18 protein-coding genes are annotated in these 14679 nt (G+C 56.4%); 11 read left to right on the plus strand and 7 right to left on the minus strand.

What is annotated here, in order from left to right; genetic code table 11:
• Positions 1-11: 11 nt before the first annotated feature.
• The 3 genes from AC6I8A_RS08095 to AC6I8A_RS08105 form a co-directional block, all read right to left on the minus strand.
• The gene (locus tag AC6I8A_RS08095) at positions 12-260 is read right to left on the minus strand and encodes a DUF883 family protein (protein ID WP_101760797.1); all 249 of its coding nucleotides are present in this window, start codon (positions 258-260) and stop codon (positions 12-14) included.
• A gap of 150 nt (positions 261-410) precedes the next feature.
• Complete coding sequence (locus AC6I8A_RS08100; RefSeq protein ID WP_256696226.1) at positions 411-962, minus strand: hypothetical protein; 552 nt, start codon at positions 960-962, stop codon at positions 411-413.
• A gap of 61 nt (positions 963-1023) precedes the next feature.
• The gene (locus tag AC6I8A_RS08105; protein WP_061717565.1) at positions 1024-1353 is read right to left on the minus strand and encodes a hypothetical protein; all 330 of its coding nucleotides are present in this window, start codon (positions 1351-1353) and stop codon (positions 1024-1026) included.
• 199 nt (positions 1354-1552) lie between these two features.
• Between AC6I8A_RS08105 and AC6I8A_RS08110 the strand changes: the two genes are divergently transcribed.
• Entirely contained in the window at positions 1553-1732 is a 180-nt protein-coding gene (locus tag AC6I8A_RS08110; RefSeq protein ID WP_008108187.1) for a hypothetical protein, read from the plus strand.
• Between the two features lie 129 nt (positions 1733-1861).
• Positions 1862-2245: a hypothetical protein gene (locus tag AC6I8A_RS08115; protein ID WP_479489832.1), complete on the plus strand. Its 384-nt coding sequence runs from the start codon at positions 1862-1864 to the stop codon at positions 2243-2245.
• Position 2246: 1 nt separating this feature from the next.
• On the opposite strand, the gene AC6I8A_RS08120 is transcribed toward AC6I8A_RS08115, so the two are convergent.
• Both AC6I8A_RS08120 and ldcA read right to left on the minus strand, forming a co-directional pair.
• The gene (locus tag AC6I8A_RS08120) at positions 2247-2921 is read right to left on the minus strand and encodes an MBL fold metallo-hydrolase (RefSeq protein WP_256696229.1); all 675 of its coding nucleotides are present in this window, start codon (positions 2919-2921) and stop codon (positions 2247-2249) included.
• 23 nt (positions 2922-2944) lie between these two features.
• On the minus strand, positions 2945-3868 hold the full coding sequence (gene ldcA / locus AC6I8A_RS08125; protein ID WP_256696231.1) for a muramoyltetrapeptide carboxypeptidase: 924 nt from the start codon (positions 3866-3868) through the stop codon (positions 2945-2947).
• Positions 3869-4031: 163 nt separating this feature from the next.
• Between ldcA and emtA the strand changes: the two genes are divergently transcribed.
• A complete protein-coding gene (gene emtA, locus AC6I8A_RS08130) occupies positions 4032-4661 on the plus strand; it encodes a membrane-bound lytic murein transglycosylase EmtA (RefSeq protein WP_265297057.1) in 630 nt (209 codons plus the stop codon).
• Positions 4662-4737: 76 nt separating this feature from the next.
• On the opposite strand, the gene AC6I8A_RS08135 is transcribed toward emtA, so the two are convergent.
• Positions 4738-5688: a sugar-binding transcriptional regulator gene (locus AC6I8A_RS08135; protein ID WP_061716794.1), complete on the minus strand. Its 951-nt coding sequence runs from the start codon at positions 5686-5688 to the stop codon at positions 4738-4740.
• Between the two features lie 183 nt (positions 5689-5871).
• Between AC6I8A_RS08135 and AC6I8A_RS08140 the strand changes: the two genes are divergently transcribed.
• The 7 genes from AC6I8A_RS08140 (at position 5872) to AC6I8A_RS08170 (ending at position 13409) form a co-directional block, all read left to right on the plus strand.
• On the plus strand, positions 5872-6813 hold the full coding sequence (locus AC6I8A_RS08140; RefSeq protein ID WP_008108193.1) for a D-ribose ABC transporter substrate-binding protein: 942 nt from the start codon (positions 5872-5874) through the stop codon (positions 6811-6813).
• Between the two features lie 13 nt (positions 6814-6826).
• The gene (locus AC6I8A_RS08145; protein WP_256696233.1) at positions 6827-7441 is read left to right on the plus strand and encodes a DUF2291 family protein; all 615 of its coding nucleotides are present in this window, start codon (positions 6827-6829) and stop codon (positions 7439-7441) included.
• Positions 7438-8952, plus strand: coding sequence for a sugar ABC transporter ATP-binding protein (locus AC6I8A_RS08150; RefSeq protein ID WP_110865954.1), 1515 nt, complete (start codon positions 7438-7440; stop codon positions 8950-8952). The genes AC6I8A_RS08145 and AC6I8A_RS08150 overlap by 4 nt, the downstream gene beginning before the upstream one ends.
• Position 8953: 1 nt before the next feature.
• Positions 8954-10060, plus strand: a complete 1107-nt coding sequence (locus AC6I8A_RS08155) for an ABC transporter permease (RefSeq protein WP_008108196.1) — start codon at positions 8954-8956, stop codon at positions 10058-10060.
• A gap of 88 nt (positions 10061-10148) precedes the next feature.
• The gene (locus AC6I8A_RS08160) at positions 10149-10982 is read left to right on the plus strand and encodes a transketolase (RefSeq protein WP_256696236.1); all 834 of its coding nucleotides are present in this window, start codon (positions 10149-10151) and stop codon (positions 10980-10982) included.
• Positions 10975-11919 (plus strand): transketolase family protein, encoded by a 945-nt coding sequence (locus tag AC6I8A_RS08165; protein WP_497818290.1) that lies wholly within the window; start codon positions 10975-10977, stop codon positions 11917-11919. The genes AC6I8A_RS08160 and AC6I8A_RS08165 overlap by 8 nt, the downstream gene beginning before the upstream one ends.
• Positions 11920-11921: 2 nt before the next feature.
• The gene (locus AC6I8A_RS08170; protein ID WP_497818291.1) at positions 11922-13409 is read left to right on the plus strand and encodes an FGGY family carbohydrate kinase; all 1488 of its coding nucleotides are present in this window, start codon (positions 11922-11924) and stop codon (positions 13407-13409) included.
• Between the two features lie 66 nt (positions 13410-13475).
• On the opposite strand, the gene AC6I8A_RS08175 is transcribed toward AC6I8A_RS08170, so the two are convergent.
• Entirely contained in the window at positions 13476-14210 is a 735-nt protein-coding gene (locus AC6I8A_RS08175; RefSeq protein ID WP_256696238.1) for a flagellar brake protein, read from the minus strand.
• A gap of 186 nt (positions 14211-14396) precedes the next feature.
• Between AC6I8A_RS08175 and AC6I8A_RS08180 the strand changes: the two genes are divergently transcribed.
• Positions 14397-14645: a GlsB/YeaQ/YmgE family stress response membrane protein gene (locus tag AC6I8A_RS08180; protein ID WP_008102737.1), complete on the plus strand. Its 249-nt coding sequence runs from the start codon at positions 14397-14399 to the stop codon at positions 14643-14645.
• The last annotated feature ends 34 nt before the right edge of the window (positions 14646-14679 follow it).

The raw sequence follows: 14679 nt of genomic DNA on the forward strand, positions 1-14679 counted from the left end.
GTTTTAACGGATTACTTACGTCCGAGCAGAAAACCGACAATCACACCAATGCTGGCTGCAACTGCCAGGCCGGTCGCGGGATTATCGCGTACCGATTTCACCACACAATCCGCTGCATCCTGAACCGCATAGCTGGCCTGAGCCGGATAACGACGCGCCGCGCCTTTGGCTTCATGACGGCGTGAACCGGTGAATTGACCAAATTTTTCCTGGACGGCACCCGCCGCTTCATTCAATTTTGCTTCCGCTTTGTCGCTCATAATGACTCCCTGATCGTGGTGAATGTCCTGTAAAGCGTAGTCAGAGAAACTGTATGCAGCAAATGACGCAGCGGTAAAGGTTGTAACAGCAGTTTGCAGTGAGCAAAAATTCTGCGCGCAGCAGAAAGGCGGGAACGCAATAGTCTGAACTTAGGGCTTTCCGCGATAAGCCGGATACCAGCTCACAAGGAAGTGACGTAGATGATCAAAACACCATTCGGCATCTTCAGCTTGCTGGCAGTAATAGCGCAAAGTCACTTTTTCATAGCGCATGTGGCGCTGCTGCAGCGGTGACCAACCCCAATCGAGTACGGCACGCGCGTAATTGATCAGTGTGCCGCTCTGCATATTGTGCTGCTTCTCTTGTCGGCTCAAATAGATCTCAAATGCCTGATCCAGACCTTGCGTCTCTTCAGCGTCGAAACCTGTCACTGTCGGGCGGAACGCCACATCAACAAACCCGCACACGCCGTCGTCACGCTGCTGCCAGTCGCAGGCCAGCGTCATAAACAAGCCCTCCTGCAGATTGACCTCTTCCAGCAGACGCCGCATATTTTCGGAATGTTTACCGGCGGTGATCTCATCAATACGATCGGTCTCCAGCGTCAGGTCGAATCCACAAGGATTCACCGAGCCATCCGCATTAGTACTGGCCGGGAAGGGGAAATCGATATAACCGTTGTTATCCAGACTCTTTTCCATCAGGCAGGTCCGCAGCGTGAGATGGTCAGACAATAAACCATCTCGCACTGCGACGCACGGCTTATGGGCACGTCCAGGTGATCATGGTGTTCTGATAGGGATTGATCAGGCGGAACTGTTTATCCGACAACCGCTGCGCGTAGAAGCCTTCAGCGGTGATGGCCGAAGGCACGTACTGAAAGCGATCGGTGGAGTGCAGCGTACCGCTTTGCACTTTTACCCCATCGCGCGAGACGGCGAAGGCGCTCACCAAATCAAAGATGCGCGCCTGCGTATTGCCCATCGATTGTCCATAAATCGTCGACACTTCGCCTGGACAGTCGACACCTTTCGGTGCGGAACTGCAGCCAGCTAAAACTAAAAGGGTGAGTACAACCGTGATTCGCCACATGAGCACCTGCTTCATTCCCTGGTTTGCAATGGCACGCCAATGCGTACTGATAAGTGGATCATAGCAGGTCTGACGCTGCTTCCCATTTGTCATTTGTATAATCGTTAAGCGGAAGGAATGTAAAGGGGTGACTTTACTAGCAGAGAAACGGTATTCTTGCCAGCGTTGCGCACCAGGTAAGCAAAGCAAGGGTAAATTAATGAAAGAAGAAGAAGCGAGTTTAATGATTCTTCAGCACGCGATCGACAAATTAGAAGCCGACAAAAAGAAGCAGGTCATGAACTGCGTAGCGGCCATTCAGGAAGTGATGCAGCGTTTTGAAGCCGAAGAGGCCGGGCTGGCATTGATGTTGGTCGCGGCGCAAGTGGCCGCTGAGTAGTACTTGCTCCTGCGAAATCTCGCCACGTTTGATGTACCAGGCTTTGCTGCTGTTAGATAACGTTCATGGAATGCAGTAGCAAAGCCCATCTCTCCACGTAATCATCATTTAACCTCAGCGGAGAACCTAATGAAGGCGATAGTCATGGCTGTTGGCGTGCTGGCTTGTCAGATTGCCCCCGCCTGGAGCGAAACCGAATACCAAATTACCTGTCCCGGCCGTCCCACCATGACGGTATCGCGTGCCGAGTATGGTTTGAGTACCTTAATGTGGCCAACGCGTCACTTCCAGATCGCTGCCGGGCAGCAGCGCACCAGCCTGAAAGGCGGTGACAAAGTTGCCATCACCCGTTTTCGTAATGGCGATCAGTTAATCGTGAATAAAAAGAACGATGAAACATTCTTCGTCTACGCCAACAGCAACAAGCTGTTGCCCTGCAGCCGTACCGATAAGCGCGATGCACAGATTCTGTCGCTTGAACGCTACGACGACAGCGCGCGCCCAAACTCGTGAGTTAATATCCTGGTTTGATCAGTTGCCGCTGGCGCAAATCCAGCGGTGACTGTTCCGCCTCATCGATGGCTGCCAGCCAGCTCTGCAAATTCACCTTGGCCCACGACAGATGTCCGCGCGTGGTGCTCATCAACACCACATCGGGACGCAATGAGCGATAAAGCTCCAGCGACTGCTGCAGTTCGGTGGGATTGCTGTCTGGCATCAGCACGCTGATCCAGCGGTTATAGTCGCGGGTCAACGTATCGCCGACAAACAGATAAGTCTGGCCGAGCGGCGAGTGATAGAGGTAGCTGCTGCTGCCAGGCGTATGTCCGGGCGTCGGCAACAGGTGAAAATCGCCGAAGTGCGTCTCTTGCTGGGTAAAGGTTTCGTCAGGTTCAATCACTAAACTTACCGGCCCCAGCGAACGACTGTGGCAATAGAGCGCGCTATTAAAGCGCTGCTGAATGGCGATCGCGCCCGGCGCGGCTTCATGCCAGTGGGTCAAATAGTGGCGAATCACGCCGCCGGCATCGTTGAGGAATTCATGATCGAGCGGATGCTCCACGCGACCAATCAATAAATTGCCGCGGGGGTGGCACAGCATAAAGCCATGCATCATTAGATCACTTGCCGTCTCTTCAGCGGGGAATTCTGGCGTGGAGATCCACAAATCGTCATACAGTGGCTTCATTGTCGGTCTCCTGCGGCAACACGTTAGCGCAATGTCGGGTGGCCGGTGAAGGCGAACTGTGCTTCTCCCTTCTCAATCTGCAACGTGGCGCTGGCACCCAGCGGCAGCGTCACGGTATCGGCATCGTGTCCAAAAGCCAGATCGGTGATCACCGGAATCTGAAACTCGTCACGGATGCGCTGCCACACGGTGGCAAAATCAAAACCGTTATCATACGCCGACAGCGAAGTGCTGGTGAAGCTGCCGGTAATAATCGCTTGCTGGCGCGATAAAATGCCACTCTGCTGCAGCTGAATCAGCATGCGCTCGATGCGGAACGGATGTTCGTTCACATCTTCAATTACCAGAATGCCACCTTCGATTTGTGGCATCCACGGCGTACCAATCAGTGAGCAGATCATCGCTAAATTGCCGCCCCATAAGGTGCCTTGCCAGCGGCCATGATCCGGGCTTGTGCTCGGCCAGCTTAGATTGACTGTAGGTGATGTTAGCGTTTGCCAAAAGTGCGACTCGGTAAAATCAGATAATGCCTCTGCACCGAAGTTACCGGCCAGCATCGGGCCGCTGAAGGTAATCAGGCCGATTTGCGCCAGCATTGCCAGCTGCAGCGCGGTGAAATCGCTGTGGCCGCACAGCGCTAACGGTTGATTGAGCAATCGACGTTGCAGACCCACGTAATCGATCTTATCCAACAAGCGTGAAGCGCCATAACCGCCACGCACCGCCAGCACGATATCAGGCAGCGCCTCCAGTGTAGCCAGCGCATTGATATCATTCAGCCGCTGTGCATCCTCACCAGCAAAGCGTTGAAAGCGGCGGGTGATGGCAGAAAGATTCTCAAGATGATGGCCTGCGGCCTGTAAACGATGCACTGCGCGTTGGGCGGCATCCTGATTGTGGCAATAGCCGGAAGGGGCGATAAGACGTAGCGTGCGGGGAGTAACCATAACTTCCATCCTGCTGTAGAGTGGCCTGCCGATGATGACGAAATGCGTTATCGAAGTCACGGTAGCATAAGGTTTTTAACCGATTTAGGATAAACGGTAATTTTGCATCGCGCTGCGCCAGGTATGATAGCTTGCGCCAACCCTATTGCGGAACCAAAAATCAGTGAAAATTCGCCTACTTATGCTTTCTGCACTGCTGCTTGCTGGCTGTTCAAGCGAGCCGGAAAAACCGGCACTGCCCGAGAAGAATACGCCTTTGACCCAGGCACCGCCGTCGAAAGTGAATGATGCATGGTCAATGTTTACCGAAGATGCCGCCAGTCATTATGGCGTTGATGAGAAGTTAATCAGCGCCATTATTAGTGTCGAATCCGGAGGCAATCCCACCGTGGTGAGCCGTTCCAATGCGGTCGGTCTGATGCAAATTAAGGCTTCGACGGCAGGCCGCGAAGTATATCGCACCCAGGGCCGCCATGGTCAGCCATCCTCTTCCGAGCTGCGCGATCCGGCGAAGAACATCGATATCGGCGCCGCCTACCTGAAAATTTTGCAGGACTCCGCATTAGCCGGGATTCGCGATCCGTTGACGCTGCGTTACGCCACCATTGTTTCCTACGCCAACGGTGCCGGTGCCTTGCTGCGTACCTTCTCGCGTGACCGCGATCGTGCGATTGCGATGATCAACGCCATGACGCCGGACGAGTTTTACCAGCACGTACAGAACAAGCATCCGGCGGCGCAGGCCCCGCGTTATTTGTGGAAAGTCACCACCGCCTACCGCACCATCGGTTGATGACGTAGGGTCGCCATTCATGGCGACCTTGCCAATAACCGCACCATCATGGCGACCCTGCCAATACCCCACCAAACTAACCCTCTACCAATAATCTCGCCGTCGGATAATCCACAATCAACACCTGCACATAACCGCCGCGCAACGCCCCGCGAATCGCCTGCGCTTTCTCTTTGCCACCCGCTAACGCCACCACCTGCGGGCAGCGTTTTACCTGCGCCAGCTCCATGCCAATTACCGGATCTTCCTCTGCGCTCAGCACCGGCTGACCATCAGCATCGAAATAGTGCAGGCAGATATCGCCCACTGCGCCGCGCTCGGCCAGCGTTTGCAGCATCTCACCGTCGTAATAGTTGCCGGAGTTGCGCAGCAGGGCGGAAGGCTCGAGATCGCCAATGCCGACAATCGCCAGATCCACCTGATCAAACTTTTCCAGTACCACCGCGACATCGGGATTCACCGACAAACGCTGGCGATCCTGCACTGAATGCTCAATCGACTGCGACGGCAGCAGCCACGCCGGGCAATCCAGCAGCGCCGCCAGATTCTGCGTCAAAATCGTGGCCTGCACGTTGCCGTTGGCGCCCACGCCGCCCAGCAGCTGAATCACCCCTTTGCATGGCGCGCTCAGCGGATGCAGCGCATCCACCATCGCGCGAATCGTGCCGCTCCAGGATGAAATGCCAATCAGCTCATCGGCGCGTACTCGTGTTTCCAGATAGTGCGCGGCGGCGGAACCAATCGCCTGTTTAATCTGCAACGCCGACGCCTGGTCCGGCACATCCACCACAATCACCTGCGGCAGTTGGTACAGCTGCTCAATGGCTTTTTCCAGCTCAGGGAACACATTGGCCGGCGGCACTACGCTGATCTTCACCACACCTTCTTTCACGCTGCGATTGAGGATGCGCGACACAAAGGATTGCGACAGCTTCAGCAGCTGCGCAATGTCGGACTGCTTCCTGCCTTCCACATAATAAAGCGTGGCGATTTTCACCATCAGCCGCTGTTCATCCTGTTTTGCCATGGTTTTTTCTCTCTCTTAACCTGCCTGGTATTGTTAATCAGCCTGTCATAAATAACAACGCAGAACATTTTGTGATCGTTTTCGCTTTTTGAGGATCGGGCAATGGACGTGCTCAGAAAGCCAGCGCATAGTCATTATGCATATAAAATCGCAATTGAATATATATTCAATCGGAGATAACAAATGAAAGCCTCTGTCCTCAAAGTCTCTCTACTTGCTTCAATCATGATGATCTCGGCGGCGTCGCTGGCGGCGGATAAGGGGTTGCTGGCCATCATTACGCCATCGCATGACAACCCGTTCTTTAAGGCGGAAGCCGATGGCGCGCAGGAAAAAGCCAAAGCGCTCGGGTACACCACGCTGGTAGCCTCACACGATGATGACGTGAATAAGCAAAACCAGCTAATCGAAACCGCCATCGCGCGCAAAGCCAAAGCCATCATCCTCGATAACGCCGGTGCGGATGCCACGGTTGGCCCGGTGCAAAAAGCCAAAGATGCCGGCATTCCTACCTTCCTGATTGACCGCGAAATCAACAAAACCGGCATTGCCGTGGCGCAAATTGTCTCCAACAACTACCAAGGCGCACAGCTCGGTGCCGAGAAGTTCGCCAAGCTGCTGAACGGTAAAGGGGATTACGTCGAGCTGCTGGGTAAAGAGTCGGATACCAATGCGGGCGTGCGTTCGCAGGGCTATCACGACGTGCTGGATGATTATCCCGATCTAAAAATGGTGGCGCAGCAGAGTGCCAACTGGAGCCAGACCGAAGCCTTCAGCCGCATGGAAACCATCCTGCAGAAGAACCCGAATATCGTTGGCGTGATCTCCGGTAACGACACCATGGCGCTTGGTGCGGAAGCCGCGCTGAAAGCGGCGGGCAAAACCAATGTGATTGTGGTCGGCTTCGACGGCAGCGATTACACCCGCGACTCCATCCTTAATAAAGGCAACATCAAAGCCACCGTGCTGCAGCCGGGCTGGGATCAGGCGCAGATGGCCGTTGAGCAGGTGGATTACTACCTGAAGAACGGCAAAGCGCAGAAAGAGGAGAAGCAGCTGATGGATTGCGTGCTGATTGACGACAGCAACGCCTCGAAGCTGAAAACCTTCAAGCTGGCGCAATAACATGGAGGTCGGCATGAAGGGGAAAGCGCTGAGCGGCATGCTGGTGGCGCTGCTGACGCTGATGTTAGCCGCCTGCACCGTGGTGGATCTGGATGCCGACGGCAAACCCATCATGCCGAAAGATCCCAACGCCAAACCGGGCTACAGCGATCAAACGCCGCAGCAGATTGCGGAATCAAGCTGGGCCAGCCGCGTGCAGCAACCGGCTGAGAAGCAGGCGCTGAGCTGGGCAGATATGGAAACCAAAAGCCATACCGTCAAAGCCGGCGGCAGCGAAAGCGTGTTTGTGCGCGCTGCGGGCACGGTGACGGCATTTGATAACAGCAACGATCGGGAACGCAGCCTCACCATGACCATCAACGGCAAACCGGTGAAAGTGTCGATTGGTCCGGTGCTGCGCGGCAACGCCATACGCGATGCGGCCGGTTTCCGCTTTGAAGAGTTCACCAATCAGGTGCAATACGCGCAACTCACCAAAGCACTGAATCGCCATGCGGTGAAACAGCTGCCAGCGGTGGATGCCAGCTGGGTGGGCAAACCGGCGCAAGCGCTGCTTGCCGTCAGCATGGGCGCGGGCACAGTGGAAGATGTGGTGGCGGTGCAGCTGCAGCAGGGGAATCCAAAATGAGCGATGAGATCATTCTGCAAGCCAATCAGATGTCGATGCTGTTCCCCGGCACCTTAGCGCTGGATCGTGTGGATTACCGCGTGTGGCGCGGCAAAGTCAACGTCATCATCGGCGAGAACGGCGCGGGGAAATCGACACTGATGAAGATTCTTGCCGGCGTGCAGCAGCCGACCAGCGGTGAGATGTTCCTCAATGGCAACAAAGTGGCGTTTCACAGCACGCGAGACGCTGCGCGCCACGGCATTGGTATGGTGCATCAGGAACTCAATCTGTTTGAGAATCTCAGCGTGGCGGAGAACATTTTCCTCGGCCGCGAAATTCAGAGTGGCATTCGGCCCATCAATGAAGCCGAGCAGAAACGCCGCACCGCCGCCTTGATGCAGCGCCTCGATCAGCCGATTTCACCGGATGAGAAGGTGGGCAGCCTGAAGGTTGGCCAGCAGCAGCTGGTGGAGATCGCCAAAGCGCTGGCGGAGGACGCCGACATTCTGATCCTCGATGAACCGACCTCGGCGCTGAGCAAAACCGAAGTGGAGATCCTGTTTCGGGTGATCCGCGAACTGACGCGTCAGGGCGTTTCTATCATCTATATCTCGCATCGGCTCGAAGAACTGATGGCGATTGGCGATGTGATCACCATTCTGCGCGACGGGCGTTTTCAGGCCGAAGCGCAGGTCAGCGATATCGACGTGCCGTGGATCGTACGCGAAATGCTGGGCAGCGAACCGGTGGGCACCTTTCTGCCGCCGGATCGCCAGTTCGGTGCGCCGGTGCTGGAAGCCGAACACATCACCTGCGTCAGTCCGAACGGCAACACGCTGGTGGATGATGTCAGCTTCCAGGTGCGTTCCGGTGAAATCGTCGGCATTTACGGGTTGATGGGCGCGGGGCGCACCGAGCTGTTTGAGTGTTTGCTCGGCACGCAGCGTAACTATCTCGGCAAGCTGTGGCTCGACAGCAAACCGTTGCCGACGCGTCTGCCGACCGCTGAACGCATTCGCATGGGCATGAGTCTGGTGCCGGAAGATCGCAAACGCTCGGGCATTTTTCCCATCTCATCGGTGGCGAGCAATCTCACCATTGCCAGCCTGTGGCGACGTCTGTCGCATCGCACGGTGATTTCAGAGCAGGCGGAACGCGAAGTGGTGACCAGCACCGTCGGCAATCTGGCGATCAAAATCTCCTCGCCGGATGTTGCCATCAGCGCGCTGAGCGGCGGCAATCAGCAAAAGGTGGTGATTGGTCGTTCGCTGCTGACCAATCCGCGCTTGCTGCTGCTGGATGAACCGAGCCGTGGCATCGATGTCGGCGCCAAAGGCGAAGTGTTCCGCATGATGGTGAAGCTGTCGGAGCAGGGCATTGCGGTGGTGTTTTCCACCTCTGATTTGAAAGAGATCATGGCCGTTGCCGATCGCATCATTGTGATGTCCGGCGGCAAATTGACTGCTGACCTGCCGCGCGCTGAAGCGGAAGAGGCGGCGCTGGTTAAAGCAAGCGCACAAGGGTTCTGATATGAAAAACAACGGCGCGCTCGCGCTCGCATCGCCAGCTAAAGCGTTCAACTCACGCGAAAGCCTGATATTGCTGCTGCTCAAACTGCGCACCTTTATTGCGCTGTTTCTGATTGTTGGCTTCTTTGCTATTACGGTGCCCGATTTCCTCGCGGTGGGCAGTATGGTGATCATGGTAAAACACATCGCCATTAACGCCTTCCTCGCGCTCGGCATCACATTTGTCATCATCACGGCGGGCATCGATCTCTCCATCGGTGCCACGCTCGGCCTGTGCGGCATGATCGCCGGTTGGCTGATCACCAAAGGCATTGTGCTGCCGATGTTTGGTATCGCCATCTTCCCCAGCGTGTGGCTGATCGTACCGATTGTGTTGCTGATTGGCGGCCTGATTGGCGCGGCAAACGGCTGGATCATCACGCGCTATAACGTGGCACCGTTCATCTGCACGCTCGGTACCATGTACATCCTGCGCGGCACGGCAATGCTCACGTCGGGCGGCGAAACCTTCCCCGGTTTGCAGGGCAATGAAATGCTCGGCAATACCGGATTCGACAAGATAGGCGCGGGCTATTTTCTCGGTTTGCCGTGGGCCATCTGGATGATGGTACTGCTGGCGCTGGTGATTGCCTATGTCGCACGCCGTCTGCCGTTCGGTCGTCAGGTCTACGCGATTGGCGATAACGAACGCGCCGCTGAACTTTCGGGCGTGAAAGTGAAGTCGGTGAAAATCTGGGTGTATGCCATCTCCGGTTTCTGCGCGGCGATTGCCGGCATCGTGGTCTCGTCTCAGCTGGTGGCTAGTCATCCGGCGAACGGAACCTCCTTTGAAATGAACGCGATTGCCGCAGTGGTGCTGGGCGGCACTTCGCTGGCCGGCGGACGCGGCACCATTCTCGGCACGCTGATTGGTGCCTTCGTGATCGGCTTTCTCGCCGACGGTTTGATCATGATGGGCGTGAGCGAGTTCTGGCAAATGGTGATCAAAGGCATCGTGATTATCGTGGCGGTGATCATCGACCAAATGCAGAGCCGCATGCAGCAGAAAGCGGCGGTGGTGGCGCAGAAAGCGCTGATTGAGGAGGGCGGTAGCCCGGCAAAAGGTTAATCGGTTGGGTGCAGGCGCTGATTGTCTGCACCTTTTTTTCTCCATCAAGAATAAATATTCATCCATGCTTTAAAATTCAGAGGTGTCTATGAATCCTTTCAAATATTCGGTAGCGGATCTGGCAGCCAAAGCGCGCGCCGTGCGTCGCCGCATCATTCAGCTCAATGCGGGCAGCCCGGCGGGCGGGCATACCGGTGCCGATCTCTCACAGGTTGAGATCCTCACCGCACTCTATTTCCGCATTCTTAACTGCGCGCCGGATCGCACCAACGATCCGCAACGCGACATCTATATCCAGTCGAAAGGCCATGCGGTGGGCGGTTATTACTGCGTGCTGGCAGAAGCCGGTTACTTCCCGACCGAATGGCTACCGACCTATCAGCATTCGGATTCACATCTGCCGGGCCATCCGGTGCGCCAAAAAACGCCAGGCGTTGAGCTGAATACCGGTGCGCTGGGCCACGGTTTACCGGTGGCGGTCGGCATTGCGCTGGCGGCGAAGAAAGATAACAGCGACCGACGTATTTTTGTCGTTACCGGCGACGGTGAGCTGGCAGAAGGCAGCAACTGGGAAGCCGCGCTGGTGGCGGCGCATTACGGTCTCGATAACCTGGTGATCATCAACGATAAGAACAAGCTGCAGCTGGCGGGCCACACGCGCGACATCATGAACACCGATCCGTTGCCGGATAAATGGCGCGCCTTTGGTCTGGCGGTGAGCGAGTGCAACGGCAATGACATGGCGGCGGTGGTGGAAGCCATCGAAAACCTGCCGCGTAACAGCGGCAAGCCACAGGTGATTGTGGCGCACACCGAAAAAGGCTTCGGCATCTCCTTTATTCAGGGCAAACCGGAGTGGCATCACCGCGTGCCGAAAGGGGAAGAGATTGAGTTGGCACTGGAGGAGTTGAAAGATGAGTAATGCAAAACACCTGGCGACGGTAATGGTCGAGGCATTTATTGATGCGGTTAATCGCGGCGTCGATTTAGTGCCGGTGGTGGCCGATTCCACCTCAACCGCCAAAATTGCGCCCTTTATCAAAGCCTTTCCCGACCGGCTGATTAACGTCGGTATCGCCGAACAAACGCTGGTGGGCACCGCCGCCGGCCTGGCGATTGGCGGTAAAGTGGCCGTAACCTGTAACGCTGCGCCGTTCCTGGTTTCCCGCGCCAATGAGCAGGTTAAAGTCGACGTCTGCTACAACAACACTAACGTCAAACTGTTTGGCCTGAATGCCGGTGCCAGCTACGGTCCACTCGCCAGCACCCATCACAGCATCGACGACATTGCGGTGATGCGCGGCTTCGGCAACATCGAAATTTATGCGCCATCCTGCCCGCTGGAGTGTCGTCAGATTATTGAGTATGCGCTGGCGCATGTTGGACCGGTGTATATCCGTCTGGATGGTAAAGATCTGCCGCAGCTGCACGATGAGAACTATCAATTCCGTCCCGGCCAAATCGACGTTTTACGTGAAGGTCATGACATTGTGCTGGTGGCGATGGGCTCGACAGTTCACGAGGTGGTTCACGCCGCCGAGCAACTGCATGAGCAAGGCATTACAGCAGGTGTGATCAGCATTCCATCGATTCGACCTTGTGATACCCAACAGCTGCGCGAGCTGTTAAATCACTATCCAGCGGTCATTACCGTGGAAGAACACAACGTCAACGGCGGCGTCGGCAGCCTGGTGGCAGAAGTGCTGGCGGAAGGCGGCTGTGGCATCCCGCTGCTGCGTTTGGGTATCCCCGATGGCGAATACGCGATTGCGGGCGATCGCGCCTCAACCCGTGCCCGACATAGCATTGATGCCGCCAGCGTAATGAAGAGTGCAGCGCGCATCTGTGCAGGAGCGTAAAGATGGCAGGTTCGGTGATACTGGCAATTGATGAAGGCACCACCAACGCAAAAGCGATTGCGGTCGATCGTGCCGGAAACGTGGTGGCGCGCGGCAGCCAGCCGCTGACGCTGGAACATCCGCAGCCAGGCCTGGCGGAGCAGGATCCACTGGCGATTTGGCAGGCGGTGAAACAAGCGGTGAGCGATTGTCTGGCGCAGTGTGCGGGTGCGCAAGTTGCGGCCGTGGCGATCAGCAACCAGCGCGAATCGGTGCTGATCTGGCAGCGCCATAACGGTCAGCCGCTGACGCCGCTGGTTAGCTGGCAGGATCGCCGCTCGGAGGCGTTTTGCCGCGATTTGCGTGTGGCGGGTAAAGCGCCGCGCATCACCGGGCTTACCGGATTGGCGGTTGATCCGATGTTTCCAGCCGGTAAGCTCACCGGCATGCTGGCCGCGCTACCGAACGGATTTTCTCGCGCGCAAGCCGGTGAACTCTGTATCGGCACCGTGGACAGCTGGCTGAGCTGGCAACTGAGCGGCGGTGAAAGCTTTGTTACCGATCATGCCAATGCGGCGCGCACCCAGCTTTACAACCTGCACAGCGGCGACTGGGATGATGAACTGCTGGCGCTGTTCCATATTCCCCGCGCGGCGCTGCCGCAGATTGTGCCCTCGGCTAGTGCGCAAGGTGTGGTGACACGTAACGATATGCCCGGTTTAGCGCCCGGCACACCGATTTTGTCGCGCATCGGCGATTCGCACGCCGCGCTGCAAGCGCAGCGCAGTGGCAGCGAAGAGGTGGTCAAAGCCACGTACGGCACCGGTTCGTCACTGATGATGTCGATGGCAACGCCGCTACTGACGGAAAATGGCCTTAGCACCACGGTGGCGTGGCACGACGGCACGTTGCGCTATGCCTTTGAAGGCAACATTACCCACACCGGTTCCGGCGCGGCGTGGCTGGGCCGCATGCTGGGCATCAAGGATCCACGAGAACTCACCGCGCTGGCGCAGCGCAGCGAACACAATCAGGGCATCTATTTTGTACCGGCGCTCTCTGGCCTCGGCGCGCCCTGGTGGGATTTAAAAGCGCGCGGCATGGTGTGTGGTTTGACCGATGCGGCAACGCCGGAAGTGCTGGCGCGCGTGGCGCTGGAATCGATCACTTTCCAGATCGCCGACGTGTTTTTCGCCATGGAGCAGGCCAGCGGTGTGCAACTTCCTGCGCTGTGCGTGGATGGCAGTGCCACGGAAAACAGCTGGTTGATGCAGATGCAGGCCGATGTGCTACAGCGGCCACTGAAACGCGTACCGACGGCAGAAGTTTCAGCGCTGGGCGCCGCGCTATTAGCGGGCCGCAGCTTAGGCTGGTGGCAGCAGGGCAGTGAGATGCAGGCGTTACAGGGCGGCAGCGTGATTACGCCGCGTGAAGATCAGGCGAAAAGCATGCAGGAGAATTATCACGGCTGGCTGGATGCGGTGGCGCGTTGCCGTTATCAGCCGCATTGATGGGTGCGGTTTTGTGCAAATCTGGGGGAGTGGTCGCCACGAATGGCGACCCTACGAATGATGGACTTACTGGAAACGGTTGGCCTTATCGCGCGCCAGACGTTCCAGCGCAAAAATCACCTGCTGCAGCTGGCGTTCCTGAATCGGCTCGATGGCGGTAAAGCGGAAGCTGAGGCGCGGAGTGGCGCGGGTTTCATTCTTGCTGGTCACCACGGTGCGTTCACCAATGTGCAGCAGCTGTGCTGTCACCTCGAAGTGACCGTATTCAGCCAAATCCACGCGCAGCTTTTTAAAGGTATCGCCGCGATTAAGGCCTTCTGGCAGCGCTTCGTCCAGCAGCACGCCCACGCCACCCAATGACAGGTCCTGCAGGCGGAAGCGCGCAGTGCTGCCATCCGGCCACTGGCTGTGGCAATAAAAAACCGGCTCCAGCGGCGCATTGACGCGGAAGAACTCACGGCGTTGAATCTGCCACACCAGTTCGGGTAGCGATGCAGCAAAAGCGGGCAAGCCTTCAAATTCGATGCGCTGTAAACCGATTAAGCTACATTCGACTTTGGCACCGTGCGTTTCGGCAAAGATATTCACTTCACCACTTTGTAGCGCTAAATCGTTATCCAGCGCATTGCTGCCAAGGTCAAAGATCACCTGATCTTCATCGGCTGACAGCATGCGGCTGATAAACTGACCGCGCGAAAAATTCACCATCAACGGGGTTTGAGAACGCAACAGATCCTTCATCACGCCCAAAACCGCTAACGTGCCTCGCTTGAGGTATTGTTCTTTATCGGCTTCTCCCACGTCCTGCTCCACTTATCCGATTGTTATTTTCACGACTGACAATGCTGTTCGTCAGTTATCGGCATGGCTGCGCTAACCTTTAGTTAGCTAACGATTATTTACTGCGGCAAGTTGCGAGGCAGATCATAAAATCCCGTCTATACTAGAGGCGGTGAACACATTGATTAATAACGTAAGGAGCAGTACATGGGTATTCTTTCATGGATTATTTTTGGTCTGATTGCCGGGATTATCGCGAAGTGGATTATGCCGGGTAAAGATGGCGGCGGCTTTATCATCACCGTGGTTCTGGGTGTGGTAGGTGCGGTTGTCGGTGGCTGGATCAGTACCCTGTTTGGTTTCGGTAAAGTTGACGGTTTCAACTTCGGTAGCTTCGTGGTGGCCGTGATCGGTGCCATTGTGGTGCTGTGGATTTACCGTAAAGTACGAAGTTAACAGCATAGCGATTTGATGAAATCCGCCATCCCGT

The organism is Pantoea sp. X-Soil-ISGK-275, assembly GCF_059730795.1.

What these genes read in the sequence shown, in the direction of transcription:
- AC6I8A_RS08105 (WP_061717565.1), bottom strand. Translation starts at nt 1,353, where the DNA reads ATGTGGCGAATCACGGTTGTACTCACCCTTTTAGTTTTAGCTGGCTGC.
- AC6I8A_RS08110 (WP_008108187.1), top strand. Translation starts at nt 1,553, where the DNA reads ATGAAAGAAGAAGAAGCGAGTTTAATGATTCTTCAGCACGCGATCGAC.
- AC6I8A_RS08115 (WP_479489832.1), top strand. Translation starts at nt 1,862, where the DNA reads ATGAAGGCGATAGTCATGGCTGTTGGCGTGCTGGCTTGTCAGATTGCC.
- AC6I8A_RS08155 (WP_008108196.1), top strand. Translation starts at nt 8,954, where the DNA reads ATGAAAAACAACGGCGCGCTCGCGCTCGCATCGCCAGCTAAAGCGTTC.
- AC6I8A_RS08170 (WP_497818291.1), top strand. Translation starts at nt 11,922, where the DNA reads ATGGCAGGTTCGGTGATACTGGCAATTGATGAAGGCACCACCAACGCA.
- AC6I8A_RS08100 (WP_256696226.1), bottom strand. Translation starts at nt 962, where the DNA reads ATGGAAAAGAGTCTGGATAACAACGGTTATATCGATTTCCCCTTCCCG.
- AC6I8A_RS08140 (WP_008108193.1), top strand. Translation starts at nt 5,872, where the DNA reads ATGAAAGCCTCTGTCCTCAAAGTCTCTCTACTTGCTTCAATCATGATG.
- AC6I8A_RS08120 (WP_256696229.1), bottom strand. Translation starts at nt 2,921, where the DNA reads ATGAAGCCACTGTATGACGATTTGTGGATCTCCACGCCAGAATTCCCC.
- AC6I8A_RS08165 (WP_497818290.1), top strand. Translation starts at nt 10,975, where the DNA reads ATGAGTAATGCAAAACACCTGGCGACGGTAATGGTCGAGGCATTTATT.
- ldcA (WP_256696231.1), bottom strand. Translation starts at nt 3,868, where the DNA reads ATGGTTACTCCCCGCACGCTACGTCTTATCGCCCCTTCCGGCTATTGC.
- AC6I8A_RS08145 (WP_256696233.1), top strand. Translation starts at nt 6,827, where the DNA reads ATGAAGGGGAAAGCGCTGAGCGGCATGCTGGTGGCGCTGCTGACGCTG.
- AC6I8A_RS08135 (WP_061716794.1), bottom strand. Translation starts at nt 5,688, where the DNA reads ATGGCAAAACAGGATGAACAGCGGCTGATGGTGAAAATCGCCACGCTT.
- AC6I8A_RS08150 (WP_110865954.1), top strand. Translation starts at nt 7,438, where the DNA reads ATGAGCGATGAGATCATTCTGCAAGCCAATCAGATGTCGATGCTGTTC.
- AC6I8A_RS08180 (WP_008102737.1), top strand. Translation starts at nt 14,397, where the DNA reads ATGGGTATTCTTTCATGGATTATTTTTGGTCTGATTGCCGGGATTATC.
- AC6I8A_RS08095 (WP_101760797.1), bottom strand. Translation starts at nt 260, where the DNA reads ATGAGCGACAAAGCGGAAGCAAAATTGAATGAAGCGGCGGGTGCCGTC.
- AC6I8A_RS08160 (WP_256696236.1), top strand. Translation starts at nt 10,149, where the DNA reads ATGAATCCTTTCAAATATTCGGTAGCGGATCTGGCAGCCAAAGCGCGC.